Annotated in this window: 19 protein-coding genes and 5 pseudogenes; 9 read left to right on the plus strand and 15 right to left on the minus strand. The window is 69.7% G+C overall.

The features are described 5' to 3' along the window. Positions 1–54: 54 nt before the first annotated feature. A complete protein-coding gene (locus ACWCRD_RS15130) occupies positions 55–1563 on the minus strand; it encodes an MFS transporter (protein ID WP_450966265.1) in 1509 nt (502 codons plus the stop codon). Positions 1564–1693: 130 nt separating this feature from the next. Between ACWCRD_RS15130 and ACWCRD_RS15135 the strand changes: the two genes are divergently transcribed. Then, the gene (locus ACWCRD_RS15135; protein WP_450966266.1) at positions 1694–2131 is read left to right on the plus strand and encodes a MarR family winged helix-turn-helix transcriptional regulator; all 438 of its coding nucleotides are present in this window, start codon (positions 1694–1696) and stop codon (positions 2129–2131) included. An 8-nt stretch (positions 2132–2139) separates the two neighbouring features. Here the strand turns inward: ACWCRD_RS15135 and ACWCRD_RS15140 are convergent, their stop codons facing one another. Both ACWCRD_RS15140 and ACWCRD_RS15145 read right to left on the minus strand, forming a co-directional pair. Next, entirely contained in the window at positions 2140–2943 is an 804-nt protein-coding gene (locus ACWCRD_RS15140) for an SDR family NAD(P)-dependent oxidoreductase (protein WP_450966267.1), read from the minus strand. Next, the gene (locus tag ACWCRD_RS15145; protein WP_450966268.1) at positions 2940–3947 is read right to left on the minus strand and encodes an NADP-dependent oxidoreductase; all 1008 of its coding nucleotides are present in this window, start codon (positions 3945–3947) and stop codon (positions 2940–2942) included. The genes ACWCRD_RS15140 and ACWCRD_RS15145 overlap by 4 nt, the downstream gene beginning before the upstream one ends. 214 nt (positions 3948–4161) lie before the next feature. Between ACWCRD_RS15145 and ACWCRD_RS15150 the strand changes: the two genes are divergently transcribed. Together ACWCRD_RS15150 and ACWCRD_RS15155 are read left to right on the plus strand one after the other, a co-directional pair. Next, the gene (locus tag ACWCRD_RS15150) at positions 4162–4671 is read left to right on the plus strand and encodes a DUF485 domain-containing protein (RefSeq protein WP_450966269.1); all 510 of its coding nucleotides are present in this window, start codon (positions 4162–4164) and stop codon (positions 4669–4671) included. Further along, the gene (locus ACWCRD_RS15155) at positions 4668–6284 is read left to right on the plus strand and encodes a sodium/solute symporter (RefSeq protein WP_450966270.1); all 1617 of its coding nucleotides are present in this window, start codon (positions 4668–4670) and stop codon (positions 6282–6284) included. The genes ACWCRD_RS15150 and ACWCRD_RS15155 overlap by 4 nt, the downstream gene beginning before the upstream one ends. Positions 6285–6300: 16 nt before the next feature. On the opposite strand, the gene ACWCRD_RS15160 is transcribed toward ACWCRD_RS15155, so the two are convergent. Continuing rightward, positions 6301–8721: a SpoIIE family protein phosphatase gene (locus tag ACWCRD_RS15160; protein ID WP_450966271.1), complete on the minus strand. Its 2421-nt coding sequence runs from the start codon at positions 8719–8721 to the stop codon at positions 6301–6303. 58 nt (positions 8722–8779) lie between these two features. Then, the gene (locus ACWCRD_RS15165) at positions 8780–9775 is read right to left on the minus strand and encodes a PucR family transcriptional regulator (RefSeq protein WP_450966272.1); all 996 of its coding nucleotides are present in this window, start codon (positions 9773–9775) and stop codon (positions 8780–8782) included. 420 nt (positions 9776–10195) lie between these two features. Between ACWCRD_RS15165 and ACWCRD_RS15170 the strand changes: the two genes are divergently transcribed. Next, positions 10196–10846, plus strand: coding sequence for a carboxymuconolactone decarboxylase family protein (locus ACWCRD_RS15170; RefSeq protein WP_450966273.1), 651 nt, complete (start codon positions 10196–10198; stop codon positions 10844–10846). Continuing rightward, positions 10839–11474 (plus strand): annotated as a pseudogene (locus ACWCRD_RS15175) (SDR family NAD(P)-dependent oxidoreductase); the annotation flags it as partial. The gene ACWCRD_RS15170 and the pseudogene ACWCRD_RS15175, both read left to right, overlap by 8 nt. A gap of 84 nt (positions 11475–11558) precedes the next feature. On the opposite strand, the pseudogene ACWCRD_RS15180 reads toward ACWCRD_RS15175, so the two are convergent. From ACWCRD_RS15180 to ACWCRD_RS15195, 4 genes and pseudogenes are all read right to left on the minus strand, one after another. Then, positions 11559–12023: pseudogene (locus ACWCRD_RS15180) on the minus strand (SDR family NAD(P)-dependent oxidoreductase); the annotation flags it as partial. A 22-nt stretch (positions 12024–12045) separates the two neighbouring features. Further along, positions 12046–12738 (minus strand): TetR/AcrR family transcriptional regulator, encoded by a 693-nt coding sequence (locus ACWCRD_RS15185; RefSeq protein WP_450966274.1) that lies wholly within the window; start codon positions 12736–12738, stop codon positions 12046–12048. Positions 12739–12837: 99 nt separating this feature from the next. Beyond that, positions 12838–13464, minus strand: coding sequence for an HAD family hydrolase (locus tag ACWCRD_RS15190; protein ID WP_450762636.1), 627 nt, complete (start codon positions 13462–13464; stop codon positions 12838–12840). Further along, positions 13464–14663: an acetyl-CoA C-acyltransferase gene (locus ACWCRD_RS15195; RefSeq protein ID WP_450966275.1), complete on the minus strand. Its 1200-nt coding sequence runs from the start codon at positions 14661–14663 to the stop codon at positions 13464–13466. The genes ACWCRD_RS15190 and ACWCRD_RS15195 overlap by 1 nt, the downstream gene beginning before the upstream one ends. 161 nt (positions 14664–14824) lie before the next feature. On the opposite strand from ACWCRD_RS15195, the gene ACWCRD_RS15200 reads away from it, so the two are divergent. Further along, entirely contained in the window at positions 14825–15712 is an 888-nt protein-coding gene (locus ACWCRD_RS15200; protein ID WP_450966276.1) for an alpha/beta fold hydrolase, read from the plus strand. Continuing rightward, positions 15709–16530, plus strand: a complete 822-nt coding sequence (locus tag ACWCRD_RS15205; protein ID WP_450966277.1) for an SCO6745 family protein — start codon at positions 15709–15711, stop codon at positions 16528–16530. The genes ACWCRD_RS15200 and ACWCRD_RS15205 overlap by 4 nt, the downstream gene beginning before the upstream one ends. A gap of 391 nt (positions 16531–16921) precedes the next feature. On the opposite strand, the gene ACWCRD_RS15210 is transcribed toward ACWCRD_RS15205, so the two are convergent. Next, positions 16922–17374 carry a hypothetical protein gene (locus tag ACWCRD_RS15210; RefSeq protein WP_450966278.1) on the minus strand — a complete coding sequence of 151 codons (453 nt, stop codon included), beginning with the start codon at positions 17372–17374 and terminating at the stop codon, positions 16922–16924. Between the two features lie 165 nt (positions 17375–17539). Here ACWCRD_RS15210 and ACWCRD_RS15215 point away from each other — a divergent pair, with 165 nt between their 5' ends. Beyond that, positions 17540–18184 carry a LysE family translocator gene (locus ACWCRD_RS15215; RefSeq protein WP_450966628.1) on the plus strand — a complete coding sequence of 215 codons (645 nt, stop codon included), beginning with the start codon at positions 17540–17542 and terminating at the stop codon, positions 18182–18184. A gap of 229 nt (positions 18185–18413) precedes the next feature. Beyond that, positions 18414–18551 (plus strand): annotated as a pseudogene (locus tag ACWCRD_RS15220) (hypothetical protein); the annotation flags it as partial. 123 nt (positions 18552–18674) lie between these two features. Here ACWCRD_RS15220 and ACWCRD_RS15225 read toward each other — a convergent pair. The 5 genes and pseudogenes from ACWCRD_RS15225 to ACWCRD_RS15245 form a co-directional block, all read right to left on the minus strand. Then, positions 18675–19242 (minus strand): annotated as a pseudogene (locus ACWCRD_RS15225) (helix-turn-helix domain-containing protein); the annotation flags it as partial. Between the two features lie 18 nt (positions 19243–19260). After that, positions 19261–20439, minus strand: coding sequence for a Cmx/CmrA family chloramphenicol efflux MFS transporter (locus tag ACWCRD_RS15230; RefSeq protein ID WP_450966279.1), 1179 nt, complete (start codon positions 20437–20439; stop codon positions 19261–19263). A gap of 1024 nt (positions 20440–21463) precedes the next feature. Further along, positions 21464–22235, minus strand: a pseudogene (locus ACWCRD_RS15235) (transposase); the annotation flags it as partial. 176 nt (positions 22236–22411) lie between these two features. Continuing rightward, positions 22412–23062, minus strand: a complete 651-nt coding sequence (locus ACWCRD_RS15240; RefSeq protein WP_450966280.1) for a hypothetical protein — start codon at positions 23060–23062, stop codon at positions 22412–22414. 176 nt (positions 23063–23238) lie between these two features. Then, a complete protein-coding gene (locus ACWCRD_RS15245) occupies positions 23239–23511 on the minus strand; it encodes a hypothetical protein (RefSeq protein WP_450966281.1) in 273 nt (90 codons plus the stop codon). Positions 23512–23590 lie beyond the last annotated feature (79 nt).

The raw sequence follows: 23590 nt of genomic DNA on the forward strand, positions 1-23590 counted from the left end.
AACGCCTGAAGACAGTGGCAGAGCCTGAAGACAGCGGCAGCGCCTGAAGCACGGTCACACGAGCTCGGCACCTGCCTCCGCCTCCGCAAGCCCCGCCGTCGAGGAGTCCGCGACCTTCCTCGGCACGGACGTACGAGGGGCGTGCGACGACTTGATGCCGACGAGGGCCACGGCGACGACCAGGCCGAAGGCCGCTCCGGCGATCACGAAGGTCGTCGTGAACTGGCTCTCCTGGGGCAGGGCGGGCCCTCCGCCCGGCAGCGGGATGGTCTTCGACGCCAGCAGCGAGGTGATCACCGCGCTTGCGACGGCGCTGCCGACCGAGCGGGAGATGGAGTTGATGCCGTTGGCGATGCCGGACTGGTGGGCGGGCACGCCGGCGACGATGAGCGCGGGCATGGCGGCGTAGCCGAAGCTGATCGCCAGGCCGATGACCATGCCGGCGCCGATCACCGAGGCCGTCACATCGTGCGCGACGCTCAGCCACGTGAAGCCGAGCACTCCGAAGCAGGCCCCGGCGGCCAGTGTGAAGCGCGCGCCGAGCCGGCGCACCAGGACCCCGCCGAACTGGGCGCCCACGAGCGAGACGAGTGTGGTCGGCAGCAGATACACGACGGAAGCTTCGAGCACGGAAGCGCCGAAGCCGTAGCCGACGACGCCTTCCGGCATCTGGACGAGGTACGAGACACCGATGAACTGGGCGAACATCGCGAAGCCCAGCAGCAGCCCGGCCAGGTTGGTGAAGAGAACAGGCCGGTGGACGAACATCTTCATGTCCACCATGGGTTCCTTGACCCGGCGCTCGGCGACGACCCACACCGCCGCCATGACGACGGCCCCGGCGAAGGAGCCGAGCGTACGGCCGGACGTCCATCCCCACTCGTGTCCCTGCGAGACCGGCAGAAGCAGCAGCACCAGCAGCATCGCCAGGGTGCCCGCGCCCAGCCAGTCCGTGCGCCCGCCCGTGGTCGTCCGGGAAGCGGGCACGGTGAACAGCACACCCGCCAGCGCCATCACCGCGAGCACCACCGCGAGCCAGAAGACCCGGTGGTAGTCGGGGTCGGAGCCGCGGGTGAGAAGCCCGGCACCGACCAGCGCGAGTCCGCTGCCGAACGCGAGCGTGCCGCTGACCAGGGCCATGGCGCCGTGCAGCTTCTCCGGCCTGATCTCCTCACGCAGGATGGAGAGGGCCAGCGGGAAGATCGCGGTGGCCGCACCCTGCATCACTCGGGCGACGATCAGCCACGTCAGCGAGGTGGTGGTGGCGGCGAGCACCGAGCCCGCGATCATCACGAGCAGCACCCCCACGAGGGTGGGCTTCTTGCCGTGCTGGTCGCCGAAGCGGCCGAGCAGCGGTGTGAAGACCGCGGCCGACAGAAGCGTGGCGGTGGTCACCCAGCTGACGTTGGCCGTGGTCGCCCGCAGGTCGCTCTGGATGATTCCCAGGATCGGGACGACGAGCGTCTGCATCATCGAGACGACCATTGCGGCGAGGCCCAGCACCAGGACGACCGCGGTGTCTGCTGACTGTCTCCGGGGCGCCGTCTGCTGCGCGTGAGGCACGGATCTCTTCCCTACGTGAGAGCTCGACGAACTACTTGAGAACATCGAAGCTTGAGAACTTCAAGTAATGAGGGAGACCGTAGCCATCGATATTTGAGATCGTCAAGTTTTCCGGCGTAAGGTGACGCTCATGACAGCACCCTCTCGCGTCGACACCTCCAGGCTCATGGAGCTGCTCTCGGTGTCCCTGGCTGCCTACTACGGCGACTTCACGGTCGCCGCCGCGAGCGAGAACCTCACGGCCAGCCAGGGCAAGACGCTCAACGTGCTGCGCCGGGGACCCGCCTCCATGAGCACGCTGGCCACCACGCTGACCTGCGACGCCTCCAACATGACCGGAATCGTCGACCGGCTGGAGAAGCGCGGCCTGGTGCGCCGCGAGCCGAGCCCCTCCGATCGGCGCGTCAAGAACGTCCTGCTCACCGAGGAGGGCGAGCAGGTCATCGACGTGATCCGCGGGAAGATGAACAAGACGCTGGCCGGGCTGAGCAGACTCAGCGAGCAGGAGCAGGACACTCTGTACACACTGCTCGAGCGCGCGTTCGCCGCTCAGCCCACCACGGCCTGACGGTCTTCTCAGACACCGGCAGGCTCGCCGGGACCAGGGACCGTACGGAACCGGAACGGCTCCGGATCGCGGCCGGGCTGGATGAACCAGCACTCCCCCGTGCCGTCTCCGGTGAGGATCCGCAGCACGGTGTCCGCCACGACCTCGGCCGGAATGACCGACAGCCCCTGCTTGGAGAGCATGTCGCGCAGCGGATCGATGATCCGCGACTCCGCGAAGCCGGGGCAGACGGCGTTGAAGCGCACGTTGTCCGCCGCGAGAGCCGGCCCCAGGGAGCGGGCAAGCCCTACGACCGCGTGCTTGTTGGCCGCGTACAGAGGATCGAGCGGTACGGCGGCAAGGCCCGCCAGGGACGCGGTCGCCACGATGGCCCCTCCCCCGCGGGCCCGCAGCGCCGGCAGCACCGCATGGGTGCCGAAGACCACGCCGTCGAGGTTGGCTCCCATCGCGCGACGGTAGCGTGCCAGGTCGAAGTCCTCACCGACGCCGCATCCGGTCGCCACCCCGGCGTTGAGCAAGGCGATGTCGACGCCGCCGTACTGCTCCTGGGCGAAGTCCACCAGCGCGCGGTTGGCGTCGGGATCGGAGACGTCGCAGGCACGGAAACGGCCGCCGACCATGTCGGCCACCTCGCGGCCGCCCCGCGCGTCGAGGTCCGCGACGACCACGCGCGCCCCCGCCTCCGCCAGCGCCAGCGCCGTGGCCCGGCCCAGTCCACTGGCACCGCCGGTGACGATCGCCACCTTGCCCTGGAGCGCGGCGCCGTCCGCCTGTCCCGGCCGGGCTGCGACGGCGCTCTCGACGGCCGTCATGCCAGCTCCAGGACGAGCTTGCCGACGTTCTCCCCGCGGAAGAGCATCCCCAGCGTCTCGGGGAAGTCGTCCACGCTCCCCTTCACCGCATGCTCCTTGACCTTGATGCGGCCGGCCCCGATCCAGGCGGAGATCTCCTGCGCCGCCTGCGCGTAGCGCTTGGCGTAGTCGAAGACGACGAAGCCCTCCATGCGGGCGCGGCGCACCAGCAGCGAGAGGTAGTTGGACGGGCCCTTGACCGGCGTGGCGTTGTTGTACTGGCTGATCGCACCGCAGACCACGACCCGCGCGTGCATCGCCAGCCTCGTCAGGGCCGCGTCGAGGATGTCCCCTCCGACATTGTCGAAGTAGACGTCGATGCCGTCGGGGGCCTCCCGGCGCAGCGCCTTCCTGACGTCCTCGGCGCGGTAGTCGATGGCCGCGTCGAATCCCAGCTCGTCGACGAGCATGGCGCACTTCTCCGGGCCTCCGGCGATGCCCACGACCCGGCAGCCCTTGGCCTTCGCGATCTGGCCGGCGATCGTGCCGACCGCCCCGGCCGCCCCCGACACCACGACGGTCTCACCGTCCTTCAGCGCCCCGACGTCCAGCAGACCGAAGTAGGCGGTCATGCCGGGCATGCCCAGCGCGCCGAGATACGTCGAGGGCGGGGCGAGGGAGGTGTCGACCTTCAGGGCACCCTTGCCGTCGGAAACCACGTACTCCTGGACGCCGAACGTGCCGACCACGTGATCGCCCGGCTGGAAGTCGGGGTGATTCGACGAGGTGACCTCGATGACCGACCCGGCGCGCATCACCTCGCCGATGCCCACCGGCGGCAGGTAGGAGGGACGGTCGTCCAGCCAGCCCCGCATCGCCGGGTCCAGGGAGATGACGCGCGTCCGGCCCGCGAATCGGCCCGGGCCCGGCTCGTCGACGGGCCCTGAGAAGTGCTCCCAGTCCTCGGGCTTGACCTCGCCCACGGGGCGGGCTGCCAGACGGATCTGGCGGTTGGTCGCAGACATCGCGCCTCCTGTCGTTCACGGCTTCCGCCGCAGGGTACCGACCAGTAGGTATGCCTGGTGCATGATGTTCGCCACACGCCGGCACGCCGCCCGCCGACCTGCACCCAGAGAGCCGTACCGACCCCGAAACGTGACCCGCGATGACCTTATGGGCATTCCAACCAGTCGGTATCGTGCGCCGCTCACAGCCATCGCCGTAGCGGAAGGCCCTGCGATGACATTCGCCGACGAGAACCGGTATCCACCCTCGGACACGGGGTGGCCGCCGCCCCACCCCGAGCACCAGCGGTACGGACACAACGCCCCGCGGTACGAGCCGTACGGGCAAGCCCCCTGGACCGAGTCGTACGGGCAGGCTTCGCGGACCGAGCCGTACGGACAGGCTTCCTGGGACGAGCCGTACGCGCACGGGACCCAGCGGCCCGATGCCGACCTCGCCGCCCTGCGCTCGGCCTACCGCGCGCTCCGCCGGATCTCCACCCTCACCGCGCTCGGCTCCTTCGTGGTGTATGTCGTGCTGTCCTGCTACGCGCCTGGCCTGATGGGGGCCAGTGTCGCCGGGGAGCTCAGCCTGGGAATGGCCCTGGGGGTCTTCCAGCTCATCGTCACCTTCGCGGCGGTCTCCTGGTACGGACGCAGCGCACAGCGCTCGGTGGATCCGTTGGCCCTGGCCGTGAGGGAGCGGGCGGTCCCCGCCGGCCGGAACGCGGGGACGGCGAGATGAACGGCTTCGGCTCCGGGACGCAGGCTGTCGTCCTGGTCCTGTTCACCACGCTGGTCACCGTCACGCTGATGATGTGCGTGATGGCGGGACCGGAACGCGACGATCTGACGAACTTCTACACCGGCTACCGCTCGCTCACCCCGCTCAAGAACGGCCTGGCCATCGCGGGCGACTACATCTCCGCGGCCACGGTCCTGAGCACCACGGGCATCATCGCGCTCGCCGGTTACGACGGCTACGTCCTCGCGGTCAGCACGGCTCTGTCCCTGGTCCTGCTGATGTTCCTGCTGGCCGAACCCCTGCGCAACGCCGGCCAATTCACCATGGGTGACGTCCTGGCCCGCAACATGCCCGGGCGGGCGGTGCGGGTCGCCGCCTGCGTCGTGACGCTCTCGGCGACCGTGCCCTTCCTCGTCGTCCAGCTCTCCGGGGCCGGGTCACTGCTCACCTTCATCCTGGGCATCCCGCACATGGCGGGCGCCAGGACGGCCTGCATCGTCATCGTCGGCAGCCTGATGATCATTTACTCGGCGCTCGGCGGTATGCGGGGCACCGCGCTCATCCAGATGATCAAGATCGTGATCCTGATCGGCACCAGTTTCGTCGTCGCCGCTCTGGTGCTGAACCGATTCGACTGGAATCCCGGCGACGTCCTCAGGGCGGCCCAGCAGGGCAGCGGCGCAGGCCCGGCCTTCCTCCAGCAGGGCCTTCAGCTGGGCACCTCGGCCGTCGATCGGCTGGACTTCGTCGGTCTCCAGATCACCGTGGTCCTCGGCGTGGCCTGTCTCCCCCACATCACGATGCGTCTGTACTCCGCGCAGGACGTGCCGGCCGTGCGGCGCTCCATGTCGTGGGCGGTCGGCACGGTCACCACCTTCTGTCTGCTCGTGATCGTCATGGGTACGGGCGCGGCGGCGCTGGTGGGATCGCGGTACATCACCGCGGCCGACCCGCAGGGCCGGACGTCGGTGCTCATGCTGTCGCAGGTGCTCGGCGGAGCCTCCTCCTCCGCGGGTGCGATGATTCTCTACTCGGCCGTGGCGGGCATGGTGTTCATCACCCTGCTGTCGTCGGTCGCGGGGATGACCCTGGCCGCGGCCTCCTCGCTCGCCCACGACCTGTTCGCCCACGCGGCCCGGCGGGGACAGGCCGAGCCGCGTACGGAGATGACGGTGGCGGCGTGGACGAGCGTGGGTGTGGGAACCGTGGCCATCGGGCTCGCCACGCTCGTCCAGAACTGGAACGTCGGTGTGCTGACCACTCTGGCCATCTGCGTGGGCGCGTCGGCGGTGGCACCCGCGCTCACCTACTCCCTGTTCTGGCGCGGATTCACCCGCACCGGCCTGCTCGCCACCCTCTACGGCGGTGCGGCCTGCGCGTTGCTGCTCATGATCTTCTCCAAGGCCGTCTCGGGCACACCGTCCGCCGTCTTCCCGAACGCCGACTTCGACCTGTTCCCGATGCAGTCCACCGGGCTGATCTCCATCCCGTTCGGCTACCTGGCCGGGTGGCTGGGCAGCCGCCTGGACCACCGGCGTCGCGCCGCCGACAGCCGGGTGAACCGGCGGCTGTACGACGAGAGCGAGGCACGGCTGCTCGCCGCAGCGGAATGACCGCGGCCCGAGAGGGTCAGGTGAGCATGCCGGTCAGTGACTGCTCGGTCCACACGGTCTTGCCCTCGCGGGTGTAGCGGGTGCCCCACCGTTCGGTCATCTGCGCCACCAGGAACAGGCCGCGCCCGCCCTCGTCGGTCGTACGCGCCCGGCGCAGGTGGGGGGAGGTGTGGCTGGTGTCGCTCACCTCGCACACCAGGGTCCGTTCACGGATCAGCCGCAGAGTCGCGGGGCCGCCGGCGTACCGGTGCACGTTGGTGACCAGTTCGCTGGCGATCAGCTCGGTGGTGAACGCCAGATGCTCCAGACCCCATTCGGTCAGCTTGGCCGAGGTCAGCGCCCGTGCGCGGGCAGCACTGGCCGGCTCCGGCGGCAGCTGCCACGAGGCAACGTCGTCGTGCGGCAGCATGCGCGTACGGGCGATCAGCAGGGCGACGTCGTCGCCGGGGCGCGACGGTACGAGGGAGTCGACCACAGCCTGGCATGTTCGCTCCAGGGCGTCCGCCGGGCGGGTGAGCGCCGCGCACAGTTTGGACAGGCCCGCGTCGGGGTCGAGGTGGCGTTCGCCGAGGACGCCGTTGGTGTACAGGCACAGCAGGCTTCCCTCGGCCAGTTCGACCTCCCTGGCCTCGAAGGGCAGACCGCCCAGGCCGAGCGGCGGGCCGGCGGGCAGGTCGAGCGGTGCCACGTGTCCGTCCGGTGTGGTCACCACGGGCGGCGGATGGCCGGCGCGGGCCACGGAACACCGCCGCGAGACCGGGTCGTACACGGCGTACAGGCAGGTGGCACCGACGACCTGCTCGCCCACGGGCCGTTCGCCCGCCGCCTCCTGTTCGACGGCCAGCAGGTTGACCATGTCGTCCAGCCGGGAGAGGACCTCGTCCGGTTCCAGGTCGAGGCTCGCGAGGGTGTGCACGGCGGTCCGCAGCCGGCCCATGGTGGCGGCTGCGTGGATGCCGCGTCCCACCACGTCGCCGACGACGAGGGCGACCCGGGCCCCGGACAGGGGGATCACGTCGAACCAGTCGCCGCCCAGGCCCGGAGCCGCGCTGGCCGGCAGATACCGCAGCGCCACCTCGACGGCCGGCTGGTCCGGGACCGCCCGGGGCAGCAGGCTGCTCTGCAGGGTGAACGCGGTCTGCTGTTGCTGGGTGAAGCGCCGGGCGTTGTCGATGGCGACGGCGGCGCGCGAGGCGAGTTCCTGGGCGAGGGTGAGATCGTCCGCCTCGAAGGGGTCGGGGCGGCGCGAACGCCACAGGGTCATCACGCCCAGCACCAGGCCGCGCGCGGCGAGGGGTACGACGATCAGCGAGTGGACGCCCAGGTCCGGAGCGTGGGCTCCCTGGTGGCCTTCCGTCGAGAGCCAGTCGGGCGGCAGCACCGGTTCCAGGACGGGCCGCCCTTCGGACAGGCTCCTGGCCTGGGGTGAGTCGGGCGCGAAGTCCACCGGCTCGCCGTGGGGGTGCGGTGGGCCGGGTTGCTGGGCCCCCACGCTGCTGGCGCCGAGCCGTACGACGGGCCCCGCCAGGGCCGGTGCCAGTTCCTCGCCGCGCGTCACCGGCTGGAGCAGGTCCACCGACGCGTGGTCGGCGAGATGGGGCACCATCACCTCGGCGAGTTCCCGGGCGGTCTCCGCCACGTCGAGGGTGGTTCCGATACGGCTGCCGGCCTGGTCGAGGAGGGCGAGCCGGCGCTGGGCCCGATGACGGTCGGTGATGTCCTCGATCATCTCGGCCACGCCCAGGACGCGGCCCGCGGGATCCTCCATGCGGAAGGACGAGACGAGGGCGACCCGTTCCCGTCCCGGCTCCTGCTCCAGGCGGACGAACTGCTCGGAGTAGACGAGCGGTCTGCCGGTCTCCATCACCTGGCGCACACGGTCCACGGCCTTGCGTGCGTCGTCGGGGATGAGCATCTGCCCGCTGGGCAGCCCCTCGAAGCCCGCCGCCGGGACGCCGCTGAAGCGTTCGATGGCCCGGTTGACCCGGAGAAGCCGCAGGTCGGTGCCGTGCACGACCAGGCCGATCGGGCTCTGGCGGTACAACCCGTCGAGAACTGCGCGGTCCCGCTGCCACTCCAGGACGTCGGCCGCGAGTGCCCCGGCCAGGAGCCACTCACAGGTCTGGCCGTCGCGGGAGAGCGCATGGGCCCTGAGCCCCATCTCCACGAGCCGCCCGTCGCGGTGGCGCACCTTCAGCACCCCGAACCAGCCGCCGGCCTTCCTGCACTTTGCCGCGGCCTCCCTGGCGGCCGGCATTTCGCTCAGGCCGACAAGGACCTCGAAGGCCGGACGGCCGATCACGGCCGTGTCGGGATGGCCGAGCAGCTCCTGCGCCCGCCGGTTCCATCCGACCACGACTCCCCGGTCGTCGAGCACCGCCAGGGCGACGAGGTGCAGGGCGAACGGATCGTCGTGGCTTTCGCTGAACTCCGTCATCCGCTTCTCCACCGCTGTACCGGGACAGTCCCACTCTGACAACGTCCGTAGCCCGCCGCTACGGGACCGCGCCATGAACGGGGCCCGCCTGGCCGCGCGGGGGTGTCCTCAGGTCGCGTGCCGCCAGGGCCCAGCTGAGCTCCGCAGCGGTATCCGCACTGTCCAGGCCGACACCGGTCAGCTCCTCGAACCGGCGCAGCCGGTAGCGGACGGTGTTGACATGGACGTGTGCGCTGCGGGCGACCTCGCGGATGTGCCGCCCCTTCTCCAGGTATCCCCGCACCGACTCCTCGATGAGCGCTCCGAACTCACCCTCCGCCTCGAGTGGGCGCAGATAGCGGTCGATCAGCAACTCGGCGAGTTCCGGTTCGGAGACGACGGCCACCCGCCAGGAAAGGTCGCTCAGGTCGTACACGCCGCGCAGACCGTACGCACGGGCGGCATCCAGCAGCCGGCCGGCCGTGCGGAAGGAGCGGTGCGCCGCGGTGAGGTCCGTCGGCGGGCCGAGCCCAGCCGTCACCTCCAGATCGCCCGTCTCCGGCTTCGCCTCGACGACTCCGGCGACGGCGTCGTCCAGCACGGTGAGCAGCGCGCCTCGGCCGTTCCTGCGGGCGTGGGACTCCAGGGAGCGTTCGAGCGCGTCAGGACCGAGGTCGCCGTTCGGTACGGCTCTGACGGCCCGGTACGGCCGCGACGGGTCCAGTCCGTAGATCGCCGCACCGCTGTGGATCTCTACGGCGCTCAGCGTGCCGTAGAGCAGTCCGCGCAGGAAGTCGGCGCGGCGGCCGGCGTCGGACAGGGCGGAGGCGACCTCCGCCTGCCGGTGGACCGCGGCGATCCGCAGGCCGGCGACGTTCGCGAACTCCCACAGGCACTTGGTTCGGTCGACGACGAGGCCGGGGTCCAGACCGTGTTCGGTCGCCTCGGCGATGAACAGATCCCGGATCGCGCTCAGCGCCCGGCGGAAGGCGCGGAGCCCGTCGTCGAGCGGGACGCCCCGCGCGACCCGGTCCCGGGCCACGTCGGCTTCGTCGAAGTCCTCCGGCGCGGGCACCGTCCCTCCCGCAGCACGGTGAGAGCCCGCTGGAAGTGCCGATGCCAGATCTGGCCGAGGAGTTCGCGCGGGACCGCACGGTAGGACGGGACGTGGTCCGCCAGATCCCCGTGCAACCGCCCGCCCACGTACCGCTGTTGCGCGGCCATCGCGGCGATGACCTGTTCGAGGGGCGCCGCCGCGCCCGACTGTCCGGGCATGGACCTCACCTTCCCCCCTCCGGCACCCGGCCGTTGTGCGAGTGAACAATATGCGGCCCTCCGGCCTTGGCCGGGGAGCCGTCGACAACTCCCCGCCCCTGAAAGCACAGTGGCACGGCGGGCACGGAGCCCATCGGCGCACGCGGCAGGGCGCCGATCGACCGTGCTCCCCCCGCCCTCGTGCCACCGGCCCACCCCGACGAACCGTGCGGAGACCGCCATGACCGACGAGCACCATGACCGCCCCCACCACCCCGGCGCCGACACCGGCCCGCGCCTCGCGCCGCTGGCCGAGGACGACTGGGACCCGGCCACCCGGGAGCTGCTCGCCCTGATTCCCCGGGACGCCGACGGCCGCCTCGCCAACGTCTTCACCACCTTGGTACGGCACCCCGACCTCTTCCGGCACTTCCTGCCGTTCGGCAGCCATCTGCTGCGCGACGGCCGTCTTCCCGCTCGGACCAGGGAACTGCTGATCCTGCGCACCGCGTACCACACCCGGGCAGCCTACGAATGGGGACGCCATGTACCGCCGGCCCGGGCCGCCGGGGTCACCGACGAGGAGATCCGACGGATCGGCGCGGGCCCGGACGCCCAGGGGTGGACGCCGGCCGACGTCCATCTGCTGCTCGCCGCCGACGAACTGCACCGGGACGCACGCCTGTCCGCGGCCACCTGGTCCGCTCTCGCGGCCGACCACGACGAGGCACAGCTGATCGAGCTCACCATGCTCGTCGGCCAGTACCACATGGTCGCGTTCTTCCTGAACTCCGCCGGTACCCGGCTCGAGCCCGACTTCGAGTCGGAAACCCTGCCCGCGCCCACCGGAGCCGGCGCGGACGCGGCGGACGGGACACACGGCGATGCCTGAGGCCCTGCAGCCCGCGCCCCACCCGGCCGGTCTCCTGACCGGCCGGAACGTACTGGTCGTCGGTGCCGGCACGCGTCCCAGCGACGATCCGAAGGCCCCCGTGGGCAACGGGCCGGCGATCGCCGTGCTCGCCGCCCGCGAGGGAGCGGCCTGCGCCGACGTCTCCCCCTCCGCCGCGGCGGCCACGGCCGCCCTGGTCGATGAGGAGGGCACCCGAGGCATCGCCGTGGTCGGTGACGCCACGGATCCCGGCGAGTCCTCGTCCATGGTCGCCGAGGCCCTCCGCGAGCTCGGTGCGCTCGACGCGCTCGTGGTCAACGTCGGCATCGGACTGGGCGCGGGCCTGGCGGACACCTCACCGCAGCAGTGGGAACTTGTGCTCTCGCTCAACCTGGGCGCTCCCTTCCTCGCCGCCAAGTACGCACTGCCCGTGCTCGCCGACGGAGGCTCGGTCGTCTTCGTCGGTTCCGTGGCGGGACTGCGCGCGGCCACCGACTCGCCCGCCTACGACAGTTCCAAGGCGGGCCTGTTCGGACTCACCCGCCATGTGGCCAAGGAGGGCGCGCCGCGCGGGATCCGCGCCAACCTGGTCGTGCCCGGTCTGATCGACACGCCGATGGGCCGCGAGGCCTCGGCCGGGCGGGCGTCGCGCTCGGCCTCGTTCACCCGCATACCGCTCGGGCGCCAGCAGTTGTGCCGCGCGGATGTGGGCGCGCAGGTTGACGTCGATCGACAGGTCCCAGTCCTGCTCGCTCGCGTCGAGGCCGGGTGCGCCGGCGATGCCCGCGTTGGCGAAGTAGAGGTCGACCGGGCCGAACGTGCTCTCCGCCAGGTCGATCAGCTCTTGGATCTGGGGGGTGTCCGACGCGTCCGCGCCGGCGCTGACAGTGCTCCCCGGACGGTCGGCGTTGACCCTGTCCGACACCGCCCGCGCGCTGTCCGTGTCGAGGTCCGTGACGACGACCCGGGCACCCTCGCGAGCGAGCCGCGCGACCAGCGCGCTGCCGATACCGCCGGCACCACCGGTGACGATGGCGACTCTTCGTGCAACGTTCACAGCGAACCCTCTCCGGAGATGGTGGGACCGTGCACCGTCCGCCCGAACTGTATAGTTGAATCCGACGTCAGGTTCAATAGTTGGGCGTGCGTCACCCCACCCAGGGGGTGGTGGGGGCATCGCCCCGGCTCAGGCCGCCGGATCAGCGGTGGTCAGGGAACCGCAGCGCGTTCGCCCAGAGCCGGCTGACCGTGGACACGAGCTCCTCGAAGTCCACCGGCGTGCCTTCTTCCTCGCGCTCACCGAGCACGAAGGCGTTGTAGGCCATGACGCTGACCATGCCCGACAGCGCACGGGAGGCCAGTATCGGATCGACGTCCCGGTCTGCGGCACCCTGCGCCTGCAGGTCGGCGATACCGCGGGCATTGCGGCGGATGAACGCGTCGGCGCGCCGGCTCCGGAATGTACGGAACTCCGGTTCGACCTGCGCCACTTGCTCGAGCAGCGCCATCAGCTTCGCGTTGCGCTTGTACGCCTGGAGATACGCGCGATTGCTCGCCTCGAGCACCGCATAGGGGTCGTCGGCATCCTCCACCCGGGCCATGCCGGGGTGCAGCATGTCCTCCTGCGCCTCCAGGAGGACGGCGGCGAGCACCTCTTCCTTGCCCGCGAAGTAGGTGTAGAACGACCCCGCCGCGCACTGCGCCTCTTTGGTGATGTCGGTCAGGCGGGCGTCGAGGTAGCCGTCCCGTTCGAACACCTTCCGCGCGGCCTTCACCAGAGCGGCCCGCGTCCGCGCTCCGCGCTTCGTCGCGGGCGGCTCACGAAGGTGCGACAGGGGCGCCATGGGGGGTGGCTGCTCGCCGTCGATCTCCTCGGGCGCGGTGGTGTCCATCGCGGGAACCTTACTTGAATCCGACGCCATAGTCACAAACTGCGTCCGTCCGAAGAAGGCCGAAGAGGCCCATCCAGCAATTCCCGAGCGGTCGATCGATCAGGCGCCGATCCCGAAGCTTTCGGCGAGCCGACGGCGGGTGTCGGCGGCGCTGGTGTGCAGTACGCCGCCGATCCCGATCCGTGCCGCCCCGTCGAGGTTCTGCTGCAGGTCGTCGATCATGACCGCCTCCTCGGGGTCGACGCAGAGACGTTCACAGGCGATCGCGTAGATCCGCCGGGAGGGTTTGCGGATCCCGACCATGGCGGAGATGACGACCACGTCGGCGAGCGAGGCCAGATCGACACCGTCGTACGTACCGGTACCGAAGGAATTGGACACCAACGCGACGGGATGCCCGGCGGCTCGGAGATCGCCGAGCAGGGCGAGCATGTCCTGGTCGATCGACATGCCTGCTTGCATGCGGGCGGTGAGCCCCTCGGCCTGGACGTCTGCACCGTGAGCCCGGAGACGTTCGGCGAATCCTCTCTCGAAGGCTTCGGCGTCGATACGGCCGCACTCGTGGTCGGACAGCAGGGCGCGTGACGGCTGGTCCCGGCTGAGGAGCTCCAGCGGCAGGCGCGGATCGCCGCCGAGGGAGGCGCCGAAGTCGGTGAACGCCTGCAGCACGCTGGAGGTGATGACCCCGCCGAAGTCGACCAGGACCGCGGTTCTGGTCTTCTCCATCAGGCGACCTCGAACAGTCCGGCCGCACCCATTCCGCCGCCGACGCACATCGAGATCACCACGTACCGGACCCCGAGGCGCTTGCCCTCGACCAGCGCGTGTCCCACCAGTCGGGCACCGGTCATTCCGTACGGGTGACCGACCGAGATCGCGCCGCCGTTGACGTTGAACCGCTCGGGGTCGATGCGCAGCTCGTCGCGGCAGTACAACGCCTGGGAGGCGAACGCCTCGTTGAGCTCCCACAGGCCGATGTCGTCGACGGTGAGGTTGTGCTGCTTCAGCAGCTTCGGGATGGCGAACACCGGCCCGATGCCCATCTCGTCCGGGCCGCAACCGGCGACGGCCATGCCCCGGTAGATGCCCAGCGGTTCCAGTCCGCGGCGCTCGGCCTCCCTGGACTCCATCAGCACCGACGCCGAAGCCCCGTCCGAGAGCTGCGAGGAGTTGCCCGCCGTCACGCTGGACTGCGCGCTCACCTGGCCGTCGGGCAGCACCGGCGCCAGACCGGCCAGGCCTTCGAGCGTCGTCGACGCGCGGTTGCCCTCGTCCCGGGTCAGGGTGACCTTCTCGCGCCGCACCTCTCCCGACTGCTTGTCGAGCACCTTCTTGACGCTGTCGAGGGCGACGATCTCCTGGTCGAACCGGCCGGCCTCCTGCGCCGCCGCGGTGCGCTGCTGCGACAGCAGCGCGAACTCGTCCTGGCGTTCCCGGCTCACGCCGTAGCGTTCGGCGACGATCTCCGCCGTCTGCAGCATCGGCAGGTAGATGCTCGGCTTGCGCTCGACCAGCCAGGGATCCGTCATGCGGTGGGTGTTCATGTGCTCGTTCTGCACAAGGGAGATCGACTCGACGCCCCCGCCTACCGTGACCTGCATGCCGTCGGCGACGATCTGCTTTGCGGCCGTCGCGATGGCCATCAGGCCCGACGAGCACTGCCGGTCGATCGTCATCCCCGACACGGTGTCCGGGAGCCCGGCGCGGAGAACGGCCTGGCGGGCGACATTGAAACCGGATGCCCCCTGCTGCGCGGCGCAGCCGAAGAGCACGTCCTCGACCTCGCCTCCCTCGAGCCCGGCACGCCGTACGGCGTGAGCCAGGGCATGGGCGGCGAGTTCCTGCGTCTGGGTGTCGTTGAACGCGCCGCGGTACGCCTTTCCGATCGGCGTCCGTGCCGTCGAAACGATGACTGCTTCCCTCATGTCGCCTCACTGTCTCTGGTGGCCCGACGCCACGTTATAGTTGAACCCGGCGTCAAGTTCAATAGCGTCCTGCCTCCGCCAGGAAGCAGGCGCGCCCGCGGCCTTGACAGTCCGCCTCTGCACCTGGAGGCTACCGACCAGTCGGTATGGAAGGGCGGGTCGTGACCGAGCTGAGCATCTCCACCAGTGCGGGCGTCTTCGACGCGATCGAGGGGGGCCCACCGGAGGGCCTGCCGGTGCTGTTGCTGCACGGCTTCCCACAGACGGCGCCGGCCTGGGAACGGCAGATCGCGGCGTTGGCCGCGCAGGGCTACCGGGTGGTGGCGCCCGACCAGCGCGGCTACTCCCCCGGCGCCCGCCCCGAGGACTATCGCATGAGCCTTCTCGTCGACGACGTGGTCGCGATCACGGAGGAACTGGGGTGGTCGACGTTCGACCTGGCCCGCCACGACTGGGGCGGCGCGGTGGCCTGGTGGACCGCGAACGCCCACCCCGGCCGCGTACGCACCCTCACGGTTGTCTCGACACCGCATCCCGGAGCCCTGGCCACCGCCCTGCGCACCGACGAGGACCAGCGTGAGCGCTCGCACTACATGATCGACTGGCGCGATGTGCCCGCGACCGAGGAGCGCATGCTGGCCCACGATGCCCAACTGCTTCGCGCCCTCTACGCCGGGAAGGTCCCGCAGGACAGTGTCGAGGCCTACATACGGCACCTGTCCCGGCCGGGCGCTCTCACCGGCGCGCTGAACTGGTACCGGGCAGGCCGCCCCGACGGCAGGATCGGCACGATCGAGGTGCCCACGCTGTACGTCTGGAGCACGAACGACAGGGCGTTCGGCGCGGCGCCGGCACACGGGACCGGGCGGTGGGTGGAGGGGCCGCACCGCTTCGAAACCCTCCAGGGCGTCAGCCACTGGGTTCCCGAGGAGGCACCCGACGCGCTGAACCGTCTGCTGCTCGAACACCTGCGAACGCACGGCTGGTACCCGAGTACGAAACCACAGCGAACACCCCGTTGGCCGACTATCCGAAGAGGTGACCCGTGAGGACAGCGCGTACGGCCTGGCGCGGACTCGAGCCCGTGCACGGCATGATCTACTTCGTCCCCGAGGCGAGGCGACGGTACGCCGACCTCGGACTGAGCGGACGCGCAGGCTACTTCACCTCGCGGAGCGCCGCGTTCGGCCGGGCCTCCGCCGAGTTGGTCATCTCGACCTTCTACAACTTCAACCCCGGTCTCGTACGGCAGGCACTCGACGGCGCCTGGGACGCGACGACCCCGCAGCAGGTGCTGGACGCCCGGTACGCCGCCGCTGGCGAAGCCTTGCGGCGGGCTGGAATCCACGAACTGCCCGAGCTGGACGAGGTCCTGGCGCTGACCCGGCGGGCCGCCGAGGCGGCCTGCGAACACGCTCAGGGCCGCCCACTCTTCGCCGCGCACGCCGCCCTGCCCTGGCCGGAGGAGCCGGTGCTGCGACTGTGGCACGCCCAGACGCTGCTACGGGAGTTCCGTGGCGACGGCCATGTGGCGTGCCTGCTGAGCGAGGGCGTCGGAGGCCTGGAAGCCCTCGTGCTGCACGCCGCCACGGGTGAGGTTCCCGTCGACTTCCTCAAGATGAGCCGCGCATGGCCCGAGGAGGAGTGGGCCGGCACCCAGGAGAGCCTCCGTGAGCGGGGCCTCCTCGACGGCGACTCCCTCAGCGCGGAGGGCGTCACCCTCCGCCGGCACATCGAGGACCGCACCGACCGTCTGGCCCTTCCCGCCTACGCCGCCCTGGGCGACGCCGACTGCGAGCGTCTCGCCGAACTCGCCGGCTCCTTCGGACGAGCCGTCCTCGAAGCCGGCCTTCTCAAGCTCGGCTGACCCGGCCTGTCCGCCCGGCACCCTCAAGTGACGACCATGTCCGTCCAGTCGTCGTTGGCGTCCTGTGCTTCGGCGAGAACGTTCCAGGTGCCGGCGAGGGCGTTGTGGTCGAAGTCCCGTGCGGCGTCCACCTCGAAGCTCATCTTGCAGGTGGAGGTAGATCGGTCGGTGGGCGACACCGGTGCACGTGCCCGCCGGAGAGGAGGTCGACAGGATGCCGTCGGCGTCGTCGGTGTATGGGCCGTGCTTCAGGTAGGCCCAGGAAGGGGTGACGCCGACGGCGCTGCCTGAGGGGCGTGGCCGTGTGGTCTGCGCCGGCATGGCGCTCATCCGGGCTCGCGGACGGCAAACCAGTGCTCCGCAGCGGTGGGGCCCGTATCCGCCTGGGCCGTCAGGGCCTGTGCGGGAGGCAGTTTGTCAACGGGCCGTGTCCGGCGAGGTCGGTGGCGCGCTCGACGAGGCGGGGGATTCGCTGCGGCACCGGGTGGAGTTCTTGGTGTACCAGTTCCACCGGGGTGACGCGGCGGGGGAGCCCGTCTTTGCCGCGTACTCCGATGACCGGCATCCGTCCTCCGGGGGCTGACGGGTCGGGTACTGCTTTCCACTCGCCTCCGAAGTGGTGGATCAGGAATACCGCGACGAATGCGGACAGTTGAGAGTGGATCCAGATCCAGTCGTCGTTGTCGAATTCCTGCCAGGGCATGCGGGTGATGAGGTCGTCCAGCACAGCCATCGCGGACAGCGGATCTGCGTCGACGGCCTCGACGTCGCCGCCGAGACCGTCGATCAGGTCGCGGATCGCCGGTCGTGCTCCGCTCGCCCACTCCTCGAGGTCGATGTCCATCCCCGGATCCTATTGATCAGAAACTCATGGGGTTCTCGTTCAGGACGTAGCGGACGTGTGGGCCCACCTCACCCGTCGTGGGTGAGCACCCCCACCACCTGGAGCACCGCCGACCGGATGCCGGGTGATGCCTGTTGCGCCGCATCTGACATGGTGGCGCGTGTGATGATCTCATCGGCGGCAGCCGGCGGAATGGCCCTGGTCGAACTAGGAATGGCACTGACGCCGGGCCCGAACATGGTGTACCTGGTGTCTCGGAGCGTCAGCCAGGGCCGCGTGGCTGGGCTTGTCTCGTTGATCGGGACTGCGGCGGGCTTCCTCGTGTACATGACTTTGGCCAACTTGGGGTTGGCGGTGGTCTTCGTTGCCGTCCCGTGGCTGTACATCGGTTTTAAAGCTGCCGGTGCGGCCTATCTCGCATTCCTGGCCTGGCAGGCGCTCAGGCAGGGAGGCCGCGGGTTGTTCGAGCCACGCAGCCTCCAGCGCGACTCGCACTGGAGGCTGCTGCGGATGGGACTGATCACCAACCTGCTCAACCCGAAGGTCGCCATCCTGTACCTCGCGCTCATCCCGCAGTTCATCGATCCCGCACGTGGCCACACCACGGCCCAAGGGTTCACTCTCGGCGTGGTGCAGATCGCGGTAGGCCTCACCGTGAACGCGGTGATCGTGCTCGCGGCTGGATCAATCGCCAGCCTGCTCAAGAGCCGCCCGGCATGGGCCAAGTGGCAACGGTGGACCACTGGGAGCCTTCTCGGCGCCGTCGCGATCGCCCTCGCCCGGGAGGTACCCGCCCGCGCGCGGGCTTGACGTCCGTCCACGACCTTCTTCGCACCTCAACCTCGCCGTCAGTTTCGGGACCTCCGGTGCACCATGGATGGCGCGCTTTCCGGATCACCGTGCAGGTGTCGACTGTCTTGTTGATCAGAAGCTCGTGCGGTTCTCGTCCAGGACGTATCGGACGTGTGGGGCGCCGAAGTAGCCACGGACGATGTGCGGTTGCCGTCGGCGTTTCTCGGCCACGGCCACGGACGGCGAGGTGCGGGCGGCGTTCCGGACCCCGCCCACGACGGCGAACGTGAAGACGGGCAACGGCGGGATCGACCTCACGCTGCCGAACTCCGACTACGACATCCAGGCCGACAGCGCCAACAGCACCCTCCAGATCGGCCTTCCGGTGGACCGCAACGCCAAGCACACCGTGATGGTCAAGAGCAACAGCGGTGGAATCAACATCCACCGCTGGCAAGCCGCCGCCGTCGGAGTGACGGACCCCGGTGCCCTCCCCCGAGCACCGGTTTCCGGCGGCGGCAGAGTGCAGGTAGACGTACCCGCCCTTGGCGCCACCGGTCTTCGCTCGCTGTGCGGCCCTGGCCTGCTCGGAGCCGCGTCCGTGGCCCGCCACCCGCCGCCGTCGGGGATGCGTCCGACCCTTCTTGACGTCCAGGTGGACCATGTGGCCCGGGTAGCGGGCCACGATCCGTTTCGACGGGCGCCTGTTGGCCGAGCCGTCGGGTCGAGGAACCGGCGGTGGCCGATGCCCAGACGCACCAGCCACCGGCCTACGGTGCGCTCGCTGATCTGCACGTTCTGGCCTGCGAGTTCGAGGGTGATCCGCGGGCGGACCACTTGTTGTCCCGCCGCAACCGCCCGATCCGTTCGACGACACGGGGTGCACCGGGTGGGGTCTGGGTCGGCGAGGATCGCGGGACGCTTGGGCGGTCCTGCAGCCCGACTTCGCCGTGCGTGTCGTACCGGTTCTTCCACATGGACAGGCAGGCGCGGAAGACACCGGCCTCGGCGGCGACGTGCGCGATGGGACGGGTGCGGCAGCGCTCCACGAGCCTTCGGCGTCCCTCGATGTTCAAGGGGGGCGTTCGCCTGTGTCACCGGAGCATCTCGGTGCTCCGGCCGGCCGTGATAGCGGTGCGGAGAGGGAACGCGATGAGCAGCGCGACCCCGACGAGGAGTCCGCTTGCCCACAGCGGCCCGAGATCCCCGGCTTCGGTACTGAGGGTGGCCGCAGCGATGACGGGGCCGACGGCGGCGCCCACGTTGAGCGCCGCGGTCGCATACGAGCCGGCCATGGTGGGAGCTCCCGCGGCCTCGTAGAGGACCCGCGTAATCAGCGTGCTGCCCAGCGCGAACGACAGTGCGCCCTGCACGAACACGAGGATGAACAGGGCGACCGGCTCGTTGACCAGCATCGCCAGGGCCGGCCAGCCGATGAGCAGCAACGGACCGCCGACTGCGATGACCGGACCGGGACGCCGGTCGGACAACCGGCCGGCGACATTGACGCCCACGAAGGAACCCGCACCGAAGAGCACCAGAGCGACAGAGATCCACAACTCGCCCAGCCCGGCGCTGTCGGTCACCACGGGGGCCAGGAAGGTGAGGCTTGCGAAGGTTGCCGCGTTCACCAGCGCACCGAGCAGCATCACCAGGATCAACCGCGACCGTGTGAGCTGGGCGAGCTCCGCTCGCAACGCCGGCCTGCCAGTCGCCCCAGCCTCATCACGCCCTGCTGGGACTCCCTTCAGGATGCCGAGAGTTGCAGGCAAGCAGAGAGCAGCGACCGCCCAGAACGTGGCCCGCCAGCCGAACAACGTGCCGAGCACCGAGCCGCCAGGGACACCGGCGATCGTGGCCACCGTCGTGCCCGACAGCAGAACGGCCAGCGCACGTCCCTTCCTGTCGGGTGAGACCAGCGTGGCGGCAGCCGTCAGAGCGACGGCAAGGAACCCTGCGTTCGCGAGTGCGGCGACGACCCGGGTGGCGAACAGGATGGGGAAGCTGATGGTGATGGCGCCCACGGCATGAGCTGCCGCAAAAACGAGGACGAGCCCGAGAAGGCTGGAGCGCCTGGGCCAGTTACGGGCAAGCGCGGCCACAAGGGGGGCACCGACCATCATGCCGACCGCGAAGGCCGAGGTGAGCGTTCCGGCTGTCCCGACTGTGACATCGAGGTCTGAGGCGATGTCCGGCAGGAGGCCGGCGAGCATGAATTCCGAAGTGCCCATGGCGAAAACCGCCATGGCAAGCAGGTACAGCGGGAGAGGCATCGAGTGGCTCCGAGGTGAGGAGAAGCGAGAAGGTCATCTCGTCACCGCGGCCAGCCCCAAGGGCGCAGTCGCCCGGCCGCAGGATGCGGCGCGACGACAGGGCTACGAGTTCAGTGGTTCAGGGGGCTGACGGCGTGACCGAAAGCCCCCACCTTGTCTGACTCAGGACTCGACATGGCCCGCACGCTACCCGACCGATGCCCGTCCCAGCACCTCGGTTTTACTGATCGGCCTGTGTCACCAACGTCATGTCCCGCAACGCCTAGCCAAGTGATGGCACGTCTGAGCACGGGTCACCTGCGCCTCCGAGGAGGCAAGCCAAGCAGTAGTTCGGTCATGGCGCGGGCATCTCGCCGCCGATCTGGCTTCGCAGACCAGACGCCGGGGACAACGACGCAGGCCAGTAAGGCCAGCGCGCCGAACAGAGGGATGAGAGCAACCCACGGGTAGGCCACTGCGACGGGTATCAGAGCGCCCCCTGAAACCAGGCCAAGCAGCGGCCGCGCCCTCACGGGTCGATAGTGCTCGCCATGCGCACGAGGTCCTCTCGGTCCAGGGAGCTTCGGGCTCCAACCGCCTTCCACAACGCGTTACGCCGACACATCTCCGACGTCGTTTATGGAAGCACCTCGCGTCCGACTCTCTCGGCTGGCGAACCCGAGTTCGTACGGTGAGGGGCGTCCAAATCCCCCGAGCGGAATTGAAGCCATTGTGGCGTACAAAGTTCACCAGGTGAAGACCTGTCAGCGGCACGGAAGTAGCTTCGAGAGGAGGCACGTTGTGGAACATTCGGCGATCGCTTCGCTGCTTAGGGTCAAGCTGGGGAACGCGGGAAGGGGGCGCCGCTGTCCCTGCGGCTCCAGCCTCGAAGTTTCGTGACGGTCTGGAGACGGAGTCGGTGGACTGTTTTCATGCCGTGAGTTGAGGCTGAGCAGGCCGAGGGCCCGGGTGTCGCCTCGGGGTGGGGCGCCGGTTTCCACTGCTCCGGATGTTGCTGCTGTCGTGGGGGCGGGGAGTCCGCTGGTCAGCCGGGGTTCGGTAGGAGTGTCAGCCGTTCGAGGGCGGCGGTTATGTGGCGGGTCCAAGGCCAGTGCCGGGCCAGGCGGAGGATCCGGCGGCGGCTGGTGGTGACGAGCTGTCCGGCCGGGGTGAAGAGCCGGAGTCGTAGGCGGCGGGGCTCCCCGAGGCGGGCCTTGCCGGTCAGGGCGAGCATCGGCATCCAGGCCAGCAGATCGAGAGCGATCTGCACGATCTCCAGCCAGCTCCGGTTCTGAGCCGTGCGCTTCAAGGGCAGGTTCCGCAAGCCGGTGGCCCGAGCAGCCCGGCTGCGGTCCTCGGGCCCGGGCCCGCAGCCGGTGACGGAGCTCGAGCTCGGCGATCGGCCGCCCCGATGTATTGGTGGCGAAACAGGTCAGCCGCATGCCGTCCGCGTCCGTGAGTCTCAACTGGGCTCCGGGATGGGGCCGTTCCTTGCGGATGATCAGCCGCATCCCCTTCGGCCAGCCGTCCAGGACGTCGCCGGTGAGTTCGGCGACCCAGGTGCCGTCGCGGGTCTCTCCGTCCGCCTCGACGGCCGCCGTCCACGAGGCCGGAACCTTCAGGACGTGCTGGTGGATCGCGTCGGTGATCACCATGCCGACCGAGTAGGACAGCCACCGTCCCCGCCGGGCGAGCCAGGCGACGAAGTCGTGGGTGCCGCCCGCGGAATCCGTGCGGATCAGGGTCTGCCGGCCGCGCCGGTACTTCTTCGGCAGTTGGACGAGGGCCAGTTGGGCGGCGGTGATGTGGTCGGATGCGGGTGTTTTTGCCCGGGCGCTGGGAACCACGCGACGACATCCGCGAAGCCTTCCTCGGCCTCGCCACCTGCCTGATCACCCACCGCCACGTCCAACGCCTTTGTCAGGAACTCTAAAACGCGCGCAACCGGGCACCGCACCCACGCCAGACTGCGAAACTAAACTGGTGCCTTGTCTCACTGGATCGTTGGACGCCGGCCGGCGCGGATCAGCAGTTCGGCCACGTGCAGGGCCCCGGCCGCGTCTACGCGGTTGCACCGGCCGTCGATCGAGCCAGTAACAGCCGTAGCGGCCCCGGTGAAGTCGTCACCCCGCCTGCGAGCCGCACTCAGGACCCTGTTCAGTGCTTCGTAATGGGCGACAGCCTGCAGGCCACCACCGATCTTCCAGGGCTCGGCAAGAACGAGCGCGGCCAGTTCGACGGTGTACGCGGGGTCGAACTCGGCACGGCACTGCTCGATGGCCTCGATGAGGCGGGGGACGCCCCAGACGACGAACGTGGAGTCCTGCATGCCTGTTGAAATCGCGACTTGGCGTGTGACTGCGAACGACGCGTCCCGAACCTCCTCGATGGCGGGCAGAAAGACACTGAACGTGCCTCGCACGCGGTTGAAGCGGTGGGACTTGAAAACGAGGCGGTAGTTCGTGAGGTAGATCCGCCCCCCGATGGCCTCCTTCCCCTGCATGCCGACCAACCACATCAGGTCGTCAAAAGCGAACCGCGACAGTCCAGCCTCGCGCAGGTCGATGACAGCGTTGGCGTTCTTGCGCAGAATGATGCCTTCGCCGGGCAGTAGTTCCTCAGGTTTCAGTGGCGCTATCGCCATGTTCGCTCCCCCATGCCGGTCCTGTTGCTGATCGTGAAGGGATTGTAAAGCTGCTGCACAGCCCAGGCTTCGGTGTCATCACTTGATGGCCGACCACGGCATGTGCCGCGCCGAGCATGTCGCCGACCCGCAGTCACGCGCCGTCCTCGGCGCAGGTGGTGTACCGCCGCGTGCCTTCACCGCGCCGCTCGCTCAGCTACTGGGCCGTTGGCGCTGACCGGGTCAGCGGGAGCGAGCGCTGCGCTGCCCGCGACGAGCCCGTGGCGATTGACCTGACTCGCGGAGGAGTTGAGACCGCCGAGGGACGGCAGGTGGGTGAAGTCGCCGTTGTCGACGCGAGCGATGAAGGCGAAGGGGTTGGGGGCGAAGGAGTTGGGGGCGAAGTTGTCACCGACCACGAGGTGCCCCTTGATCTGCTTGACCTCGGTGACACCCCGGCCGGGAACCAATCGTGGAAGTTGTGTGCGTCGTGAGATCGAACGAGCCACAGTTCGTCCGAGACGATCCAGGGCCGCGACTGACGTGTTC

Source organism: Streptomyces sp. NPDC002092, from assembly GCF_053593775.1.